At 70.4% G+C, this 16,599-nt stretch carries 19 protein-coding genes; 7 read left to right on the forward strand and 12 right to left on the reverse strand.

Translation table 11 applies throughout. The annotated features are described in order from the left end of the window. Nucleotides 1-44: 44 nt before the first annotated feature. The gene (locus tag BXU09_RS14130) at nucleotides 45-1,181 is read left to right on the forward strand and encodes an acyl-CoA dehydrogenase family protein (RefSeq protein WP_078304400.1); all 1,137 of its coding nucleotides are present in this window, start codon (nucleotides 45-47) and stop codon (nucleotides 1,179-1,181) included. A gap of 201 nt (nucleotides 1,182-1,382) precedes the next feature. On the opposite strand, the gene BXU09_RS14135 is transcribed toward BXU09_RS14130, so the two are convergent. Both BXU09_RS14135 and BXU09_RS14140 read right to left on the reverse strand, forming a co-directional pair. Continuing rightward, nucleotides 1,383-2,135, reverse strand: a complete 753-nt coding sequence (locus tag BXU09_RS14135; protein WP_078304401.1) for a fumarylacetoacetate hydrolase family protein — start codon at nucleotides 2,133-2,135, stop codon at nucleotides 1,383-1,385. Between the two features lie 83 nt (nucleotides 2,136-2,218). Beyond that, nucleotides 2,219-2,917, reverse strand: a complete 699-nt coding sequence (locus BXU09_RS14140) for a Crp/Fnr family transcriptional regulator (protein ID WP_078304403.1) — start codon at nucleotides 2,915-2,917, stop codon at nucleotides 2,219-2,221. A 144-nt stretch (nucleotides 2,918-3,061) separates the two neighbouring features. On the opposite strand from BXU09_RS14140, the gene BXU09_RS14145 reads away from it, so the two are divergent. Beyond that, a complete protein-coding gene (locus BXU09_RS14145) occupies nucleotides 3,062-3,706 on the forward strand; it encodes an ABC transporter ATP-binding protein (protein WP_240501355.1) in 645 nt (214 codons plus the stop codon). 78 nt (nucleotides 3,707-3,784) lie between these two features. On the opposite strand, the gene BXU09_RS14150 is transcribed toward BXU09_RS14145, so the two are convergent. The 5 genes from BXU09_RS14150 to BXU09_RS14170 form a co-directional block, all read right to left on the reverse strand. Next, on the reverse strand, nucleotides 3,785-4,882 hold the full coding sequence (locus tag BXU09_RS14150; RefSeq protein ID WP_078304407.1) for an NADH:flavin oxidoreductase/NADH oxidase: 1,098 nt from the start codon (nucleotides 4,880-4,882) through the stop codon (nucleotides 3,785-3,787). 74 nt (nucleotides 4,883-4,956) lie between these two features. Next, on the reverse strand, nucleotides 4,957-5,577 hold the full coding sequence (locus tag BXU09_RS14155; RefSeq protein WP_078304410.1) for a hypothetical protein: 621 nt from the start codon (nucleotides 5,575-5,577) through the stop codon (nucleotides 4,957-4,959). After that, nucleotides 5,577-6,365 carry an ABC transporter permease gene (locus BXU09_RS14160; RefSeq protein ID WP_078304413.1) on the reverse strand — a complete coding sequence of 263 codons (789 nt, stop codon included), beginning with the start codon at nucleotides 6,363-6,365 and terminating at the stop codon, nucleotides 5,577-5,579. Before BXU09_RS14160 ends, BXU09_RS14155 begins: the two co-directional genes overlap by 1 nt. Nucleotides 6,366-6,465: 100 nt before the next feature. Beyond that, a complete protein-coding gene (locus BXU09_RS14165) occupies nucleotides 6,466-7,215 on the reverse strand; it encodes an ABC-2 family transporter protein (RefSeq protein WP_078305049.1) in 750 nt (249 codons plus the stop codon). Between the two features lie 47 nt (nucleotides 7,216-7,262). Then, nucleotides 7,263-8,285, reverse strand: a complete 1,023-nt coding sequence (locus BXU09_RS14170; RefSeq protein ID WP_078304416.1) for an ATP-binding cassette domain-containing protein — start codon at nucleotides 8,283-8,285, stop codon at nucleotides 7,263-7,265. A gap of 279 nt (nucleotides 8,286-8,564) precedes the next feature. On the opposite strand from BXU09_RS14170, the gene BXU09_RS14175 reads away from it, so the two are divergent. From BXU09_RS14175 to BXU09_RS14185, 3 genes are all read left to right on the forward strand, one after another. Continuing rightward, entirely contained in the window at nucleotides 8,565-9,182 is a 618-nt protein-coding gene (locus BXU09_RS14175) for a chromate transporter (RefSeq protein ID WP_078304418.1), read from the forward strand. Next, entirely contained in the window at nucleotides 9,179-9,706 is a 528-nt protein-coding gene (locus BXU09_RS14180) for a chromate transporter (RefSeq protein ID WP_078304420.1), read from the forward strand. The genes BXU09_RS14175 and BXU09_RS14180 overlap by 4 nt, the downstream gene beginning before the upstream one ends. Before the next feature lie 70 nt (nucleotides 9,707-9,776). Further along, nucleotides 9,777-10,457, forward strand: a complete 681-nt coding sequence (locus BXU09_RS14185; protein ID WP_078304423.1) for a hypothetical protein — start codon at nucleotides 9,777-9,779, stop codon at nucleotides 10,455-10,457. A 38-nt stretch (nucleotides 10,458-10,495) separates the two neighbouring features. On the opposite strand, the gene BXU09_RS14190 is transcribed toward BXU09_RS14185, so the two are convergent. From BXU09_RS14190 to BXU09_RS14205, 4 genes are all read right to left on the reverse strand, one after another. Beyond that, complete coding sequence (locus BXU09_RS14190; RefSeq protein ID WP_078304425.1) at nucleotides 10,496-11,275, reverse strand: alpha/beta fold hydrolase; 780 nt, start codon at nucleotides 11,273-11,275, stop codon at nucleotides 10,496-10,498. A gap of 40 nt (nucleotides 11,276-11,315) precedes the next feature. Next, nucleotides 11,316-11,966 carry a hypothetical protein gene (locus BXU09_RS14195; RefSeq protein ID WP_078304426.1) on the reverse strand — a complete coding sequence of 217 codons (651 nt, stop codon included), beginning with the start codon at nucleotides 11,964-11,966 and terminating at the stop codon, nucleotides 11,316-11,318. A gap of 149 nt (nucleotides 11,967-12,115) precedes the next feature. Continuing rightward, the gene (gene aspS / locus BXU09_RS14200) at nucleotides 12,116-13,453 is read right to left on the reverse strand and encodes an aspartate--tRNA(Asn) ligase (protein WP_078305050.1); all 1,338 of its coding nucleotides are present in this window, start codon (nucleotides 13,451-13,453) and stop codon (nucleotides 12,116-12,118) included. 222 nt (nucleotides 13,454-13,675) lie between these two features. Continuing rightward, nucleotides 13,676-14,299 carry a hypothetical protein gene (locus tag BXU09_RS14205; protein ID WP_078304428.1) on the reverse strand — a complete coding sequence of 208 codons (624 nt, stop codon included), beginning with the start codon at nucleotides 14,297-14,299 and terminating at the stop codon, nucleotides 13,676-13,678. Between the two features lie 158 nt (nucleotides 14,300-14,457). Here BXU09_RS14205 and BXU09_RS14210 point away from each other — a divergent pair, with 158 nt between their 5' ends. Together BXU09_RS14210 and BXU09_RS14215 are read left to right on the forward strand one after the other, a co-directional pair. After that, nucleotides 14,458-15,318, forward strand: coding sequence for a CoA ester lyase (locus BXU09_RS14210; RefSeq protein ID WP_240501271.1), 861 nt, complete (start codon nucleotides 14,458-14,460; stop codon nucleotides 15,316-15,318). 49 nt (nucleotides 15,319-15,367) lie between these two features. Then, nucleotides 15,368-15,850, forward strand: coding sequence for a MaoC family dehydratase (locus tag BXU09_RS14215; RefSeq protein WP_055363310.1), 483 nt, complete (start codon nucleotides 15,368-15,370; stop codon nucleotides 15,848-15,850). A gap of 9 nt (nucleotides 15,851-15,859) precedes the next feature. Here the strand turns inward: BXU09_RS14215 and BXU09_RS14220 are convergent, their stop codons facing one another. Continuing rightward, nucleotides 15,860-16,597, reverse strand: a complete 738-nt coding sequence (locus BXU09_RS14220; protein ID WP_078304430.1) for an MBL fold metallo-hydrolase — start codon at nucleotides 16,595-16,597, stop codon at nucleotides 15,860-15,862. Nucleotides 16,598-16,599: the final 2 nt, after the last annotated feature.

The raw sequence follows: 16,599 nt of genomic DNA on the forward strand, positions 1-16,599 counted from the left end.
CGCCGGCGCGCCCCTGAACGCCCCCACCCGGAGGACCCCCTGTCATGGACTTCACCCTGAACGACGAACAACGCCAGCTGCAGCAACTCGCGCGGGACTTTACCCGCAAGGAGATCATGCCCATCGCCTCCGAGTACGACCAGAAGGAAGAACTGCCCTGGCAGGTCGTCGAGAAGGCCTTCGAGGTCGGTCTGCTCAACCCCAGCATCCCCGAGCACGCCGGCGGCCTGGGCCTGGGCATGTTCGACGAGTGCCTGATCGGCGAGGAACTCGCGTACGGCTGCATGGGCATCTACACCGTCCTGATGGCCAGCGAACTGGGCATCGCGCCCGTCCTGATCGGCGGCACCGAGGAGCAGCAGAAGCGCTTCCTGACGCCCCTGACCGAGAAGGCCGGACTGGCCGCCTTCGCCCTGAGCGAACCGAACAACGGCTCGGACGCCGCCAGCATGCACACCACCGCCGTTCTCGACGGCGACGAGTGGGTCCTGAACGGCACCAAGATGTGGATCAGTAACGGCGGCCTGGCCGAGTTCACGGTCGTGTTCGCCACCACCGACCGCCAGGGCGGACACCGCGCCACCGTCGCGCTGGTCGTGCCCAAGGACGCGCCGGGCTTCAGCTACAACAAGATCAAGCACAAGATGGGCCAGCGCGCCAGCCTGACCAGCGAACTGGTGTTCGAGAACGTCCGCGTGCCCAGAGAGAACCAGCTGGGCGGCCTGGGTGACGGCTTCAAGATCGCCATGAAGACCCTGGACAAGACCCGCATCCCGGTCGCGGCCGGCTCGGTCGGCATTGCCCGGCGTGCCATGGAGGAGAGCATCAAGTACTCCAAGGAACGCACCGCGTTCGGCAAACCCATCGCGGAGTTGCAGGCCATCCAGTTCAAGCTGGCCGAGATGGCCATGGGCATAGAGACCGGCCGCCTGATGTACCAGAAGGCCGCGTGGCTGGTCGACCAGGGGCAGCCGCACGGCTTCGAGAGCGCCATCGCCAAGGCGTACTGCAGCGAGATGGCCTTCAACGCCGCGAACGAGGGCATCCAGGTTCACGGCGGGTACGGCTACGTCGGCGAGTACCCGGTCGAGAAACTGCTGCGCGACGTGAAACTGAACATGATCTACGAGGGCACCAACGAGATCCAGCGCGTCGTGATCAGCCGTCACCTGCTGAAGTAACGCGCACTCCGATTGAATGGCTTGCAGAGCCGTTCAATCCGAGCGAAGCGAGTGGGAGCAAAACGGGTTCCGGACGTGGAGCTGGCAATCTGGTGAAGTTCCGGATTGTCAGCGAAACAGACGGAATCCGTATAACGTCATCACAGAAGAGCGGCCGGAGCTGTTGCCCCGGCCGCTCTTCTGTGGTGACGGCAGTCCGGCTCAGCCGATGTGCGTGACCAGGGTTCCCACGCCCTCGACCTCCACCTCGACGATGTCGCCGCTGCTGAGCGGGCCGACGCCCTCGGGCGTGCCGGTCAGGACCACGTCGCCGGGTTCCAGGGTCACGTAACGGGTCACGTACACCAGGATGTCCACGACCGGGAAGATCATCTGCGCGGTGCGGCCGTCCTGGCGGGTCTGGCCGTTCACGCGGGTCTGCACGCGCAGGTCGCGGGTGTCCAGGTCCGTTTCCAGCCACGGTCCCAGCGGGCAGAAGCGGTCGGCGGCCTTCGCGCGGAACCACTGCAGGTCGGTCTTCTGCAGGTCGCGGGCGGTCAGGTCCAGGCCGCAGGTGTAGCCAGCGACGTGCGCGAGGGCCGTGTCGGGCGTCAGGTCGCGGGCGCGCTGGCCGATCACCAGGGCCAGTTCACCCTCGAAGTGGAAGTTCTGCGTCCAGTCCGGGCGGTCCACCGTGCCGCCGGGTTCGGCCAGCGCGTTGGCGCCCTTCAGGAAGATGCCGGGTTGTGTGGGCAGGTCGCCCGTGTCGTTGCCCAGTTCGCGGATGTGGTCGAGGTAGTTGCGGCCCACGCAGACGATCTTGCCGGGCTCGGCGGGGGCCAGCAGCAGGGCCGGGTCCATCGGCAGGCTCTGGCCGGTGCGGGGGCCGCCCATCGAGCGGGTCAGGTGCAGGGTATCGCCGTCCAGTTCGGCCCAGTGGGCCTCGCCGGCGTGCCGGATGCGCGCGAGTTTCATGCGGGCAGGATAGTGCAGTGACCGCGCCGCTGCCCCCCCGGAATCCGCCGGGCCGATCCGGAACCCCCGGACGCGCGCGGCGGTCAGTCGGCGCTGACGTCGGCCTCGTCCAGCGTGACGTGTTCCAGCGCGGCGGGGTCGATCAGCGTGACCTGCGCGCTGGTGTACGTGAGCATGCGCGCCGCGTCGAGTTTCCGCATCACGCGGGACACGGTCTCACGGCTCGAGGAGATGCGGGCCATGATGTCCTGCGTGGAGAGCGGCAGCACCTCGGGGTTGGGCACGCCGGCCGCCAGCCGCTGCTGGTACAGGCTCAGGAACACGTGACTGAGGGCCGCCTCGGTGTTCAGGCCGAAGGCGATCAGTTCGTCGTTCAGGAAGGTGACGCGCCGCACGAGCAGGGCGCTGAGGTTCCACAGGACCTGCGGGTGGCGGCGCAGGATCTGCCGGAAGTGCGTGCGGTACAGCATCAGGGTGGTGACTTCCGTCTGAGCGCGGACGGTGGCGCTGCGTTCACCGCCGCCCAGCACGGCGGTCTCGCCGATCACGCCCGGCGCGTACACGTCGCCCATGACGCGCTCGCGGCTGCCCAGGCTGATACGGGAGACCCGCACGACGCCGCTGGTGATCAGGTGCAGGGCCTCGCCCTCGGCGTCCTGTTCCAGGATCACCTGACCGGCGTGATAGCGGCGCTCGGTGATGACGCGCAGGGCTTCCTGGAGGGCCTCGTCGGGGACGTCGTGGAAAAGCGGGGAGTTCTTGAGATCGTCCAACCGGGCCATAGTCCGCTCATCCTAGCTTGACAGGGCGGCGATAACCAGTCTGCGCCAACCAGTCTGCGCCAACCAGTCTGCGCCGGCCGACACTGGCGTCCGCGCTAGGATGCGCGCGTGACTGCCGCTCCCGCCGCCCTCGAAGCCCGCTCCCTGACGCAGCGCTACGGATCGCTGACCGCCCTGCGCGGCGTATCGCTGCGCGTGGAGGCGGGCGAGGTGGTCGCCGTGACCGGCCCGTCCGGCAGCGGCAAGAGCACCCTGCTGCACCTGCTGGGCGGCCTGGACGTGCCGCAGGAGGGCGAAGTCTGGTGGGCGGGTACGCGGGTGGACACCCTGGACACCCAGGTGCGCGCCACGCGCCGCGCCGGGCAGGTCGGGCTGGTGTTCCAGCATCATTACCTGCTGGACGACCTGACCGTGATCGAGAACGTCCTGATTCCGTCCCGGCTGGCCGGGCAGCGGGACGAGGCGCGCGCCCGCGACCTGCTGGCCCGCGTGGGCCTGGGCGGGCGCGAGGCGGCCCTGCCCGGCGTCCTGAGCGGCGGCGAGCGGCAGCGGGTGGCGGTGGCGCGCGCGCTGGCGGCGCGGCCCGCGACCGTGCTGGCCGACGAGCCGACCGGCAGCCTGGACCGCGCCAACGCGCAGGCGGTGGCGCAGCTGCTGGTGAACCTGGCGCGCGAGGAGCAGGCGGGGGTGCTGTTCGTCACGCACGACGACCGGCTGGCGGCCTTCGCCGACCGGACGCTGCACCTGCTGGACGGTCAGTTCACCGACTCGGTGCCGGCACTCCTCTGACCGCGCAGATGTGACGGCGCAGGTGTGACGGCGCAGGTGTGACCGCGCGGCTACGAAGGCCGGGCGGTCATGGGGCGTTCAGGTGGTGCGGGCACCGCGGGCGTACTGGGCCGCGACGGGCGGCGTGACGCCCAGGCGCTGCGCGGCGGCCTGAATCCAGTGCGGGTCGCCCAGCAGCGGGCGGCCCAGGGCGATCAGGTCGGCGTCGCCGTTCTGGAGGTAGGCCTCGGCGCGTTCGGGCGTGTCGATCATGCCGACCGTCATGACGTTCAGGTCCGGCACGGCGGCCCGGACCTGCCGCGCGAACGGCACCTGGTAGCCGGGCTGCACGGGGATCTGCTGCTCGGCGCTCAGGCCGCCGCTGCTGAGGTCCACGGCCGTGACGCCCTCGCGGGCCAGCAGGCCGCACAGGACGACGGTCTGCGATTCGTCCCAGCCGCCCTCGACCCAGTCGGTGGCGCTGAGGCGCACGAACAGCGGCTTGTGCATGGGCCAGGCGTCCCGGACGGCGCGCGTGACTTCCAGCAGCAGCCGCACGCGGTTCTCGAAGGTGCCCCCGTAGGCGTCGGTACGAGTGTTCGACAGCGGCGACAGGAACTGGTGCAGCAGGTAGCCGTGCGCGGCGTGAATCTCGACGGTGTCGAAGCCGGCCATCTCGGCGCGGCGGGCCGCCTGCGCGAAGTCGGCGGTGACGCGGGCGATGTCGTCGGCGGTCATGGCGCGCGGGGTGGGCAGCGCGTCGCTGTACGGCTGGTCGCTGGGGCCGATGACGGGCCAGCCGCCGCGTTCCTCGGGAACGGCGCCGCGTCCGCGCCAGGGAGCGTAGGTGCTGGCCTTGCGTCCGGCGTGCGCGAGCTGCGTGCCGATCAGGCCGCCGTGCGCATGGACGAAGTCCGTGACGCGGCCCAGCGGGACGATGTGCTCGTCGTCCCACAGGCCCAGGTCCTCGGGGCTGATGCGGCCCTCGGGGGACACCGAGACGGCCTCGGTGAAGATCAGGCCCACGCCGGCCAGCGCGTACTGCCCCAGGTGCACGAGGTGGAAGTCGTTCGCCACGCCACCACGCGCGGAGTACATGCACATGGGCGAGACGACCACGCGGTTGGGGAGGGTCAGCTGCGCGAGTTTCAGCGGCTGGAACAGCATGGGAGCGGCGTCGTTGGAACCGGGTGTCATACGCGCGAATCTAGAGCCGCCGGGCCGGGTGGAGTAAGGGACAGCCGACATTCACACCGCACATGAACGCCAGCTTAAGAGCCGGGTCGGTGGCCGGTCTGGCGGCCGGGCCGCGCGGCGCGGTGACGGGCGGCCTGCTCGCCCACCTGCGCCCAGAACGCCCGTTCCAGTCCGGTCAGTTGGGCGGAATCCGGGGCAGAGCGGGCCGGGCGGCGGTACGGGGTCGCCTCCAGCCGCACGAGCAGCGTGTGGTGCGGCGCGTCCTGCCGCGACCGGTGCGCGGCGTGCAGCGCCACGTCCTCGGGGGCGGTCTGCGCGGCCTGTACCAGCGCGGCGTACGCGCCGGACAGCTCCTGCAACGCGCGCACGTCGGCGGCGTACACCCACGGACCGTACTCGCCCAGCAACGCCAGGAACCCGGTCCATTCGCTGTTCAGCACGGCGCGCACAACCTCACGGGGGGGCGTGTCCGGCGGCAGCCAGGGGCGCACGCCCAGCAGGTCCGGGGCCAGCCAGCGTTCCCCGGCGTACTCGGCCCCGGCGCGGTCGGCAGCGGCGGGCGAGTCGATGTCGCGCAGTTCGGTCAGGTGCGCCAGCCGGGCGCGGGCCGCGTCGGTCAGGGGCTGGGCGCGCGGGCGGCTCAGGCCCAGTGCTTGCCAGGTGGGGGCCTCCTCACGTTCAGGGTCGGCAGGCATCAGCTGCTCGCGCTGGTGTAACTGCCCACCGCACGCAGCCAGAACAGGCGGGTCACCACGAACAGCGCGGCCGCCACGACCGGCGACGCCAGCGCCACGCCCCAGGCCAGTTCGCCCGTCATGGCCTGCGCGGGCACGGTCGTGATGAACGCCACCGGCACCACGAACGTCAGGAACGCCCGCACGGGCAGCGGGAAGGCCGACACCGGAAAGCGGGCCGCGCCGAACACGCCGTTGAACAGTTCCGCGACGTTCTGCGTCTTCACGAACCAGAACGCCGTGGTGCTCAGCGCCAGCCAGATGCAATACACGATCACGACCGCCGAGGCGTACAGCAGCGCCGCGCCCAGCGCCCCCAGCGGCGTGACGGTCAGGCCCGAAGCGGCGTACGCGATCAGGCCCAGCCCGATCAGCAGGTCCGGCGCGCGCAGCACGTTCAGGTGCCGGGTACTCACCCCGAACTGCGCGTCAATGGGCTTGAGCAACGTGAAGTCCATGCTGCCGGTGCGGATGGCGTCCGCGATCTTGCTCATGTTCGGCTGGATGAACACGCTGATCACGCCCTCGGTCAGCATGAAGAACCCCGTGACCAGCAGCGCCTCCCGGAACGACCAGCCACCCACGCTGGTGATCCCCGGCTGCCCGAACACGATCCCCAGCCCCAGCAGCGCCACGCCCACCTCCCCCAGACTGGCCAGCAGCGCCCCCACGAAGTTCGCGCGGTACTCCAGCTGCGCCGACAGGGTCGCGCCCGTGAAGATCCGCAGCAGGCGCAGGTAGCGGCTCACGCAGCCCGCCGGGGCGTGATGCGGGTTGAAGGTTGATGGTCGATGGTTGATGGAAGGGCGCACCAGCCTCTGTCAACCATCAACCGTTTACCATCAACCCTCATGCTCCCACCGCGCCGTACTTCTTCAGGCCGGCGCGCCAGACGGCCAGTCGCAGGAACCAGAACACGACCAGCCAGCCCAGCATGACGAGCGCGCCGCGCAGGGCGTCCTCGGGTCCGGCCTTGCCCGCCAGGAGTTGCGCGGGGAGGCCCAGCATGTACGGGAATGGCGTCCAGACGGCCACACCCTGCACCCAGGCGGGATAGAAGTCCAGCGGGGCGAACATGCCGCCCAGCGCGGCGTACACCAGCCACGCGAGTTCCTGGAAACTGGTGCTGCTCTCGGTCCAGAAGGCCAGCAGGCCGATGGCGTACTCGTACAGGAAGCGTGCCGTGAAGCCCAGCGCCGCGAGGCCCAGCGCGGCCGGGTACGCCCACCACTCGGTCGTGAAGCGCGCGCCGGACAGCAGCGCGAAGGCCGTGACGAGCACCAGCATGGGCACCAGCCGCACCAGCCGCTCGGCCACGTGCGAGGCGTAGTGCGTCCACATGGGGTCCAGCGGGCGCAGCAGCTTGGCCGACAGGGTGCCCTGCCGGATCTCGAAATCCAGTTCCCACGCGACCCACACGACCAGCAGTTGCGACACCAGCCACGTGCTCAGGAAGTACGTGGCGAACCCGGCGGCGTCGTAGCCGCGGATCTGCCCGCCGGGCGCCGCCTGCGCCTGCGCCATCCAGACCAGCATCATGACCAGCGACAGCGTGCCGGACAGCATCCAGATGACGACCTCGGCGCGGTACTCGGCCATCTCCGCGAAGCGCGTGGCGAACAGCACCCGCGCGGTGTTCAGGCGACTCACGCGCGCTCCAGTGCGGGTGTGGGGGGCGTGCGGTGCCCGAACAGATCGGCCATGATCGCCTCGATGCTGGGGTCCTCGACCGTCAGGTCGGCCACGTCCAGGTCGGCCAGCAGCCGCGCGGCGCGTTCGCTGACCTCGGAGCGCGGCACGCGCAGCTGGGCGCTCAGGCCGTCCACGCTGACGTCCTGCCCGTACGCGGCGAGCGCCTGCGCGGTCACGGGGGAACGCAGTTGCAGCCGGATGGTCTTCCCCGCCCCGGCCTGCCCGGCCAGACTGCCCAGGTCGCCGTCGAACACCAGCGCGCCCTGGTCGATCACCAAGATGCGGCGGGCCAGGGCGGTCACGTCCGCCATGTAGTGACTCGTGAGGATCACGGTCGCGTCGTACCGCTCGTTGTAGTCGCGCACGAACGCCCGCACGCTTTCCTGCATGTTCACGTCCAGCCCGATGGTCGGTTCGTCCAGGAACAGCACCCTGGGTCGGTGCAGCAGCGCGGCGGCCAGTTCGCACTTCATGCGTTCGCCCAGCGACAGCTTGCGCACCTGCTTCTTCAGGATGCCGTCCAGGCCCAGCACGTCCGTGAATTCACGCATGGTCGCGCGGTACTGGTCATCCGGGATCTCGTAGATCGCCTGATTGACCAGGAAGGAATCCAGCGCCGGGAGGTCCCAGATCAGCTGCTGCTTCTGCCCCATGACCAGCGTGATCTGCCGCAGGAACGCCGCCTCGCGCCGCCGGGGCTCGAAGCCCGCCACGCGCGCCTCGCCGCCCGAGGGGTGCAGCAGGCCCGAGAGCATCTTCAGGGTGGTGGTCTTCCCCGCCCCGTTCGGCCCGAGGAACCCCACGACCTCGCCGGGATGCAGGTCGAAACTCACGCCGCGCACCGCCTCGACCTGCCGGGTCTTGCGGCTCACGAAGGACCGCAGGCTGCCCATGAAGCCGGGTTCCTTCTCGTGTACGGCGTAGGCCTTGCGCAGGTCGCGAACGTGCACGGCGGCGTCCGGGGGTGAGGTGGTCATCGTGCCTCGCAGGATACGCCACGGGCGAATTCAGGCGCGCGGAATCAGCCAGTTGGCGTAGTGCCCAGGCCGGGGTGGGATTGCGTGCGTTGCGTGCACGGGTGTTCCCCCGACAGTCACGCCCGCGCGGCGGGGCCGGGAGTAGCCTCGGGCCATGGAACGGATTCCGTCTGTTGCGTTCACACCCCGGCACGGCACCGGGGTGCCAACTCCACGCCCGGAATCCGCTTCTCTCCTGCTCGCGCTGCTCGGGTTGAACGCTGTTCAACCGGAGTTCAGATGAGTGCCCCCGCCGCCCCGCCGCCCGCCCCGCCGGAGGACGCACCCCGCCACCCACCGGCGCCGGTTCCGGTCACGCCCACGCACGCGGACCTGCTGCGGGTGTTCGCGGGCGTGGCGATGGTGGGCATCGGCGGGGGCCTGCCCGCCCACATGCGCCGCGCCGCGCTGGGCCGCGCCTGGATGACCGAACTGGACTTCGCGGAGACGTACACGCTGGCGCAACTGACGCCCGGCCCGAACGCCGTGAATCTGGCCGCCATGATCGGCGCGCGCCTGCGCGGCTGGCCCGGCGCGCTCTGGGCGGTCGTGGGGGTCCTGACGCCCGGACTGATCGCCATGCTGGCCGTCACGGTCGTCACGCTGGGCCTGCCCGGCGGGCTGCCCGGCCCGCTGCAGAGTGCGCTGCGCGGCGCGGCCTGCGCGGCCCTGGCGGTCATGCTCACGGCGGCGCTGCCGGTCCTGCGGGTCGTGGGTGGCCTGCGCGGCGGGTGGCCGCTGGCGCTGGCGACCTTCGCCGGGATCGGCCTGCTGCGCCTGGACCTGCTGCCGGTCCTGGCGGTCGTGGTGGGCGCGGGCCTGATCCTGCACCGCCCCCGCCCGCAGGAGCAGCCATGACGGACGCGGGCGCGAACTGGCTGGACATCCTGCTGACCTTCACGCGGCTGGGCCTGATCAGTTTCGGCGGGGCGAACCTCGCTGAGATCGAACGGGTTCTGGTCGGGCAGCGGCACTGGATCACGCCCGACACGCTCGCCAGCGGGTTCGCGCTGGGGCAGATCATGCCGGGACCGAACATGCTGGCCATGACCCACTACGGTTTCGCGGCGGGCGGGTGGGCCGGAGCGGCCGCCGCCACGCTGGGCTTCTACGGGCCCACCGCCCTGCTGAGCGCCGCCGCTGCCCTCGCCTGGAGGCGGCTGCTGGGCTGGAAGTGGCTGCCCACCATCCGCAGCGCCCTGCTGCCGTTCGGGGGGGGCGTGCTGCTGGCCGGGGTGCTGGTCCTGGCGCGCGGCAGCGTGCAGAACGTGGCAGGGGCCGTCATCGCCGCCGCCGCGTTCGCGCTGCTGACCCGCACGCGCGTGAACCCGGCCCTGGTCGTGATCGGTGCGGCCGCGCTGGGCGCCCTGATCGGGTTGTAGGCAGGTACACTGGCCGGATGCCGCACGCCCACCTTCCCTCCTGCCCAGCCTCCCCCCGCGCGGTGCGCGCTTGAAAGCCTGGGTGCCGCTGGGTTCCGCGCCCATTCCCGGCAGTCCCGATCAGCTGGAGCTGTGGCAGCGGGAGAACGAGTTCAGCATCCGCATCAGCGGATACGTGAGCGAACTCATGAACAGCCGCCAGCACGCCAGCGAGGAGGCCCTCGCCGAGTACGCCGTGCCGCAGGTCGCGGGTCGCGCCGCCGCGCACGTCCTGGTGGGCGGACTGGGCATGGGGTTCACGCTGGCCGCCGCGCTGCGCTGCGCCGGGCCGGACGCGACCGTCACCGTCGCGGAACTCGTGGGGGCCGTCGTGGACTGGAACCGGGGGCCGCTCGGGCAGGCCGCCGGGTACCCGCTGACCGACCCGCGCACCCGCGTGCACGTGGGCGACGTGGCCGAACTGATCCGCGCCGCGAAGCGGACCTTCGACGCGATCCTGCTGGACGTGGACAACGGCCCGGAAGGCATGACCCAGCACGGCAACGACTGGCTGTACTCCCCGCGCGGTCTGGCCGCCATCCGCGCCGCCCTGAAACCCGGCGGGCTGCTGGCCGTCTGGAGCGTGGAGGCCGTGCCGCGCTTCACGGCCGCGCTGGAGAAGGCCGGGTATCACACCGAGGTGCGCCGCGCCCGCGCCCGCGAAGGCAAGGGCGCGTGGCACACCATCTGGGTCGCCCGCTCGGACGGGTAGGCAGTGGCGGGGCGGGATCGGGCGTCCCTGCTTCCCCTTCACCCCCCGGTGAGGAAGCGCGCCGTCTCGCGGTACAGCAGGTCCACCTGTTCGAGCGAGTCGAAGGTGTGGCCCGCGCCGGGAATGGCGACCGCCTCGCAGCGCAGCGCCTGGGCGTAACGCACGCCGTATTCGGGGGGGCAGGTCTGGTCGGCGTCGCCGTGGAAGACGCGGGCCTCGCCCTGCCACGCGGCGGCCGCCTCCAGGGGGCGCAGGCGGGTCATTTCCTGAAGGAACTCGCGGCCCAGCGGCCAGCCGTTGTAATCGGTGACGGTGGCGGGCAGGAAGCCGCCGCGCAGGAACGGCAGCCACAGTTCCGGCAGGGCGGGTGCCCACAGGGCCAGGCGGTGCGGGCGCACCAGGGGCGCGCTGAGCGCGGCGACCAGCCCGCCCATGCTGAAGCCCAGCAGCATCGTGCGTTCCGGGTCGATACCGGTCTGGCGGCGCAGGTACTCGAAGGCGGCCTGCGTGTCCTGCACCTCGCGGGTGACGGTCATCTCGCTGAAGTCGCCGTGGCTCTCGCCACTGCCCCGGAAGTCGAAGCGCAGGCTGGCCACGCCCCTGGCCGCAAGGTAGCGGGACAGCAGCGGCAGCAGGCGGTGGTCGCCGCCACGGTTACCGGTGAAGCCGTGCAGGATGACCACGCTGGGCCAGCCCTGCGCGGGCGCGTCTCCGGTGGGGCGGTGCAGCAGGCCGTACAGGCGCTGCCCGTCCACGCTGAACTGCGCGAATTCCTCGTTCAGGGCCTGTTCGTTGCTGCCTCGGGTGGGGTCGGTCATGCCGGGAATGGTAGCCCAGTCGCGGCGGGGCCAGCCAGGGTCAGCGGGTGTACTTCGTCAGGACCATGCTGAACTGCGCGGACGGAATGGTCTGCTTGACCAGACCGACGCCACGCACGTACCAGGCGGTGCTGCGGGTCTCGCCGCCCATCAGTTTGTTCAGGTCCATGCCGGGCGGCAGGTCAGCCCCGGCGGGCGGGGTCATGGTGGTAGTGGTCGTCGTCTCGACGCGCAGGGCGGTGAACGTCCCGGCGGGCGTGGTGACCTTCTCCTGCGCGGCGACGCGGCTGCGGGTGCGGCTCTGCATGTTCATGCCGCCGCTGGCCTGCATCTTCCCGTCGCTGGTCCAGGCGTACCCGACCTTCCAGGCGGAGGTGGGCGGGTAGAACCCGGACTCCAGGCGCAGGTCGCCCCTGCCGGAGCCGATGGTGGCGGTCATGCCCCGGCCCGTGCAGGTCCAGGTGCTGTTGGTGGTCTGGCCGCCCGTGGTGGTCTGGACGGTCACGGTGTTGCCCTTTACCTGGGCGCGGGACGTGAAGGTGCTGCTCTGGCCCTGCGTGGTCAGGCGGTACGTGCGGGTGCCGGGTGGCATGAATCCGGCGGGGTCGCAGGCGGCCAGCGCGTGCGTGCCGGCGCAGCCCAGCAGCGCGGCGCTCAGGATCAGGGCGGGTCGGACGGCAGGTGCGCGCATGATGGTTCCTCCGGGGCCGGGGGGGCTGGATGGGTACGGTTCCAGCGTACACCCGCCCAACAATGGAAAACAGGCCCACCCGTCCGGGGCGAGCCTGCCTATCAGCCATCGACCATCAGCTATCGGCCATCAGCCATCGACCACGCCCCTCAGGGCGTCAGCCGGTGACGGTCGCGGGGGAAGGCGCGGGCGTAACGGACGTTGCTGATGCCCAGCAGTTTGGCGGTCAGGCGTTCGGCGCCGATGGCGAAACCGCCGTGGGGGGGCATGCCGTACTTGAAGACCTCGGTGTAACCTTCCAGCGTCTCGGGCTTCAGTTTGTACGCGGCGATGGAGTCCATCAGCATGGCGTGGTCGTGGATGCGCTGGCCGCCCGACGTGATCTCGATGCCACGGAATAGCAGGTCGAAGCCGCGCGTGATCTCGCTGCTGAGGCTGCCGTCGGCGTTGCTGTCCGGGTGCGCGTAGAAGGGCCGGGCGGCGCGGGGGTACTTGGTGACGAACACGAAGTCGCTGCCCTGGGTTTCCGCGTAGTGCTGGCACAGCAGGCGCTCGGCTTCCGGGTCGAGGTCCTTGCCGCCGACCACGTGCCCGTACTTTTCCTGCACGAGCGCGCGGGCGTCCAGCAGGGTGATGCGGGGAATGTGGGCGGGCACGTCGGGAATGGTGGCGCCCAGCAGGTCGAACTCGGCCTGCGAGGTGGCTTTCAGGCGGGTCATGATGCTGGCCAGCAGGCGGTTCTCGAGGCTCATGACGTCTTCCTCGTCCTCGATGAAGCCCATCTCGACGTCCAGACTCAGGTACTCGTTCAGGTGACGGCTGGTGGCGTGCTCCTCGGCGCGGTACACGGGCGCGACCTCGAACACGCGCTCGAACACGCCGACCATGATCTGCTTGTACAGCTGCGGGCTCTGCGCGAGGTAGGCGGGGTGTCCGAAGTAGTCGATGGGGAACAGGTTCGCGCCGCCCTCCGCGCCGGCCGAGACGATCTTGGGCGTGCTGATCTCGGTGAAGCCCTCGGTCATCAGGTGATCCCGGAACGCGGCGACCAGTTCGGCCTGCACCTTCAGCGCCGCACGTTCCTTCAGGCCGCGCACGGTCACCACGCGGTAGTCGAGCATGGTTTCCGGGTTGACGTTCCATTCCATCTTGGGAATCTCGACCGGGCTGGCCTCCACGGCGGCGCTGATCACGCGGAACTCACTGATCTGCACCTCGAACCCGCCGGGCGCCTTGGGGTGCGCCTTGACGGTGCCCGTGACCTCCACGCTGCTCTCCGCGAGCGGCAGGTTCAGGCCCTTGCCGACGCACTGCGTGACGCCACTCACGTCGCGCAGCACCACGAACTGCACGCCGCCCAGGTCGCGGCGGGCATGCACGAAGCCCTGCAGGCGCACGGTCTGGCCGTCGTGGTGTTTCAGGTCGCGGGTGAGGGTGCGGGGCAGGCGTTGCTGGGCGGCTTCCGGGGTGTGCGCTTCGGTGGTCATGCGGTGCGTCTCCTTGTTCATGAAGAAGCCCCCGACTCCGTGGTGGGGTCGGGGGCGCGGTATGCGGCGTGACGTCCCCTAGCAGGGATCATCATTCACGTTGTTGCTCGCCGCGGTCATGCCGGGAAGTGTACGCGCCGCGCCCGCGCCGGGTCAATGCCGGAAACTAGGCAGGCGCGGGCGGACGGATCGTCAGGGTTCCACCGGGAACCGGAGTCCGGATCAGCTGGCGTGGCGTCCGGTCGGGATGAACGTCAGCAGCATCAGCAGACTCAGGAGGGTCAGCCCGACGGTCACGAGGATCGGAACCCACAGGGCGGAGGGCCGGTCACCTTCCGTGATGTACAGGACGTTGTCACTCACCCTGTACTCGCCGCCCTCGTTGAACAGGTTCCGCGTCTCGCTGGTCAGTGCGTCCGGGCCGGTGCGGACGATGCCCTCGATGGTGCGTTCGCCCATGGTGAGGCAGCCGTCACCAACATCTTTCTCCTCTGCCTGACAGCCGGCACTGACGCGACTGTCGCTGGCCATGATGTGAATGGGCGTGACATGCGACTCGCCGGTCATGACGGCTGCCACGCTGTCCTTGAATTCCTGTTCCGGCAGCAGGGCGTACTCGATGCGGTTGACGGTCCGGGTCGCGTCGTCGCTGTCCTTGTCAGGGGTCTGGTAGACGTAGGTGCCGTCCGTGAACCCCGTGATGCGCACGTACCGGGCGCCGCCGACGCCGCTGTCGATGACCTGCTGGGCGGTGTACGTCTGCGGGGTGCGACCCTGGAGGCTGATGCGGATACCGTCGATTCCGTAGGTCCACAGACCGTACAGGGCTGCCAGCAGGATGATCAATCTGGTTATCATGGTGTTGAATTTCTTACACTTGCCGGGAGTGTTCAAGCAGATGTGACGCACCGCAAGCCGGGGGCAGATCCCGGAACCCGCCGGAGCCGCTATCCTCGGGGCATGTCAACGAACGTTCGTTTGTCTGCCCGCGCCGGGTGGCCCGCGTGAGCGGCACCCGACTGTCCCGCCCGCGCAGCCTGCTGTTCGCGCCGGGCAACCGCGCCGACCTGATCGCCAAACTGCCGCGCGCGCAGCCGGACGCCGTGGTGATCGACCTGGAAGACGCCGTGCCCGGCACCCCGGAAGCGAAGGCCGCCGCCCGCCCGGTCGCGCGGGACGCCACGCGGGACCTGATCGTGGCCGCGCCGCACCTGCCGGTGTTCCTGCGCGTGAACGCCCCGCACTCGCCGTACTTCGCCGACGACCTGAACGTCCTGACCCCGGAGCTGGCCGGGGTGGTCATCCCGAAACTGGAGAGCGCCGCCGACGTGCGCCTCGTCGTGAATGCGCTCGCCACGCACGGCCTGAACCTGCCGATCCTGGCGGGCCTGGAAACAGGGGCCGGCGTGTGGAACGCCCACGAGATCCTGCGGGAGGACGCCGTGCGCTGGGCGTACTTCGGCGCCGAGGACTACACCACCGACCTGGGTGGGCGGCGCACGCCCGGCGGCCTGGAGGTGCTGTACGCCCGCTCGCAGGTGGCGCTGGCCGCGCGCCTGACCGGCGTGCCCGCGCTGGACATCGTCGTGACTGCCCTGAACGATCCGGACCGCTTCCGCGAGGACGCGGGACTGGGCCGCGCCCTCGGGTACGCCGGTAAGCTCTGCATCCACCCGGCGCAGGTTGCACTGGCCCACGACCTCTTCGGCGCGACCGATGCCGAGAAGACCCGCGCCCACGCCCTGCTCGCCGCCGCGCACGACGCCGCCGCGCAGGGCCACGGAGCCTTCAGCTTCGAAGGCCAGATGGTGGACGAACCCATGCTGGCCGCCGCGCGCGCCATCCTCGCGCAGGAGGTCGGTTGATGATCAGGCAGCGCAAACACCACGACCCACTCATCGCCGGAGGCACCCCATGAATGAAGACCTGAACCGCCCGCAGGGGCGTTACCTGGAGGAACTGACGCCCGGCACCCTCATCCGGCACCGCGTGACGCGCACCGTGACCGAGGCAGACAATGTGTTTTTCACGACCATGACCATGAACCCGCAGCCGCTGCACCTGGATCACGAGTACGCGGCCGGAACCGAGTTTGGGCGACCACTCGTGAACAGCCTGCTCACCCTGAGCCTGCTGGTGGGCCTCAGCGTGCACGAGCTGACGCTGGGCACGCTGGTCGCGAATCTGGGCCTGACGGACGTGACCTTCCCGAAACCCGTGTTCCACGGCGACACCATCCGCGCCGAGTCCGAGGTGCTGGAGGTCCGCGAGAGCCGCAGCCGACCCGACGCGGGCATCGTGATCGTGGAGCACCGCGCCATCAACCAGCGGGGCGAGGTGGTCGCGCGGTGCAAACGCACGGCGCTGATGCAGCGGCGGCCCACCGGGACGGGGTAAGGGCTGGGGTCAGCTGTCCAGGTTGGCGGCCAGGGCGCGCAGTTGCCCTCCGGCGTCGTCGCTGACCACGCCGCCGTGGTACGTGACGATGGTCTGCATGTCTTCCTGCGCGAGCCGCCGGACGGAGGCGTGCGCGCTGGGCAGGTCGGGCGTCGCGCGGGGCATGGGGCCGTGCAGCGCACCGTCCTGTGAGGTCAGCGCGTCGCCGCTGATCAGGATGTTCCCGCCGGGAACGAGCAGGCTCAGGTGGCCGGGGGTGTGGCCGGGCGTGGCGATCACGCGGACCTGACCGGGCAGCAGGTCGCCGTCGCGCAGGGCGCGGCTGACGGGTACGCGGGTGGGTTCGCGGGTCAGCAGGGCGCGCGTGGCGGGGTTCAGGTGCGGGTCGGCCAGCATCGCCTGTGCCTGTTCGGGGCTGGGGAGTTTCTGGGCGCGGCGTTCGCCCGTGACGTACGGCACCTCGGGTTCCAGCGCCCAGACTTCCGCGCCGGTGGCGTGCACGACGGCGTCCAGACTACCTATGTGGTCGAGGTCGTGGTGCGTGACGATCACTCGCCGCACCTGCCCGAGCGTGAAGTCGGCGGCGTGCAGTTCGCTGATGATGGCGTCCAGCATGCCGGGCAGCCCGGTGTCCACCAGGGTCAGGATGTGGTCCGGGCCGACCAGCGCGACCGGGTGGATGACGCTGGGCGTACCCATCAGGGTGGCGGGGAGTTCCAGGACGATCACGTCACCGAGTCGTTTCATGC

The sequence above is a fragment of the Deinococcus sp. LM3 genome (genome assembly GCF_002017875.1).
GTDB lineage: Bacteria > Deinococcota > Deinococci > Deinococcales > Deinococcaceae > Deinococcus.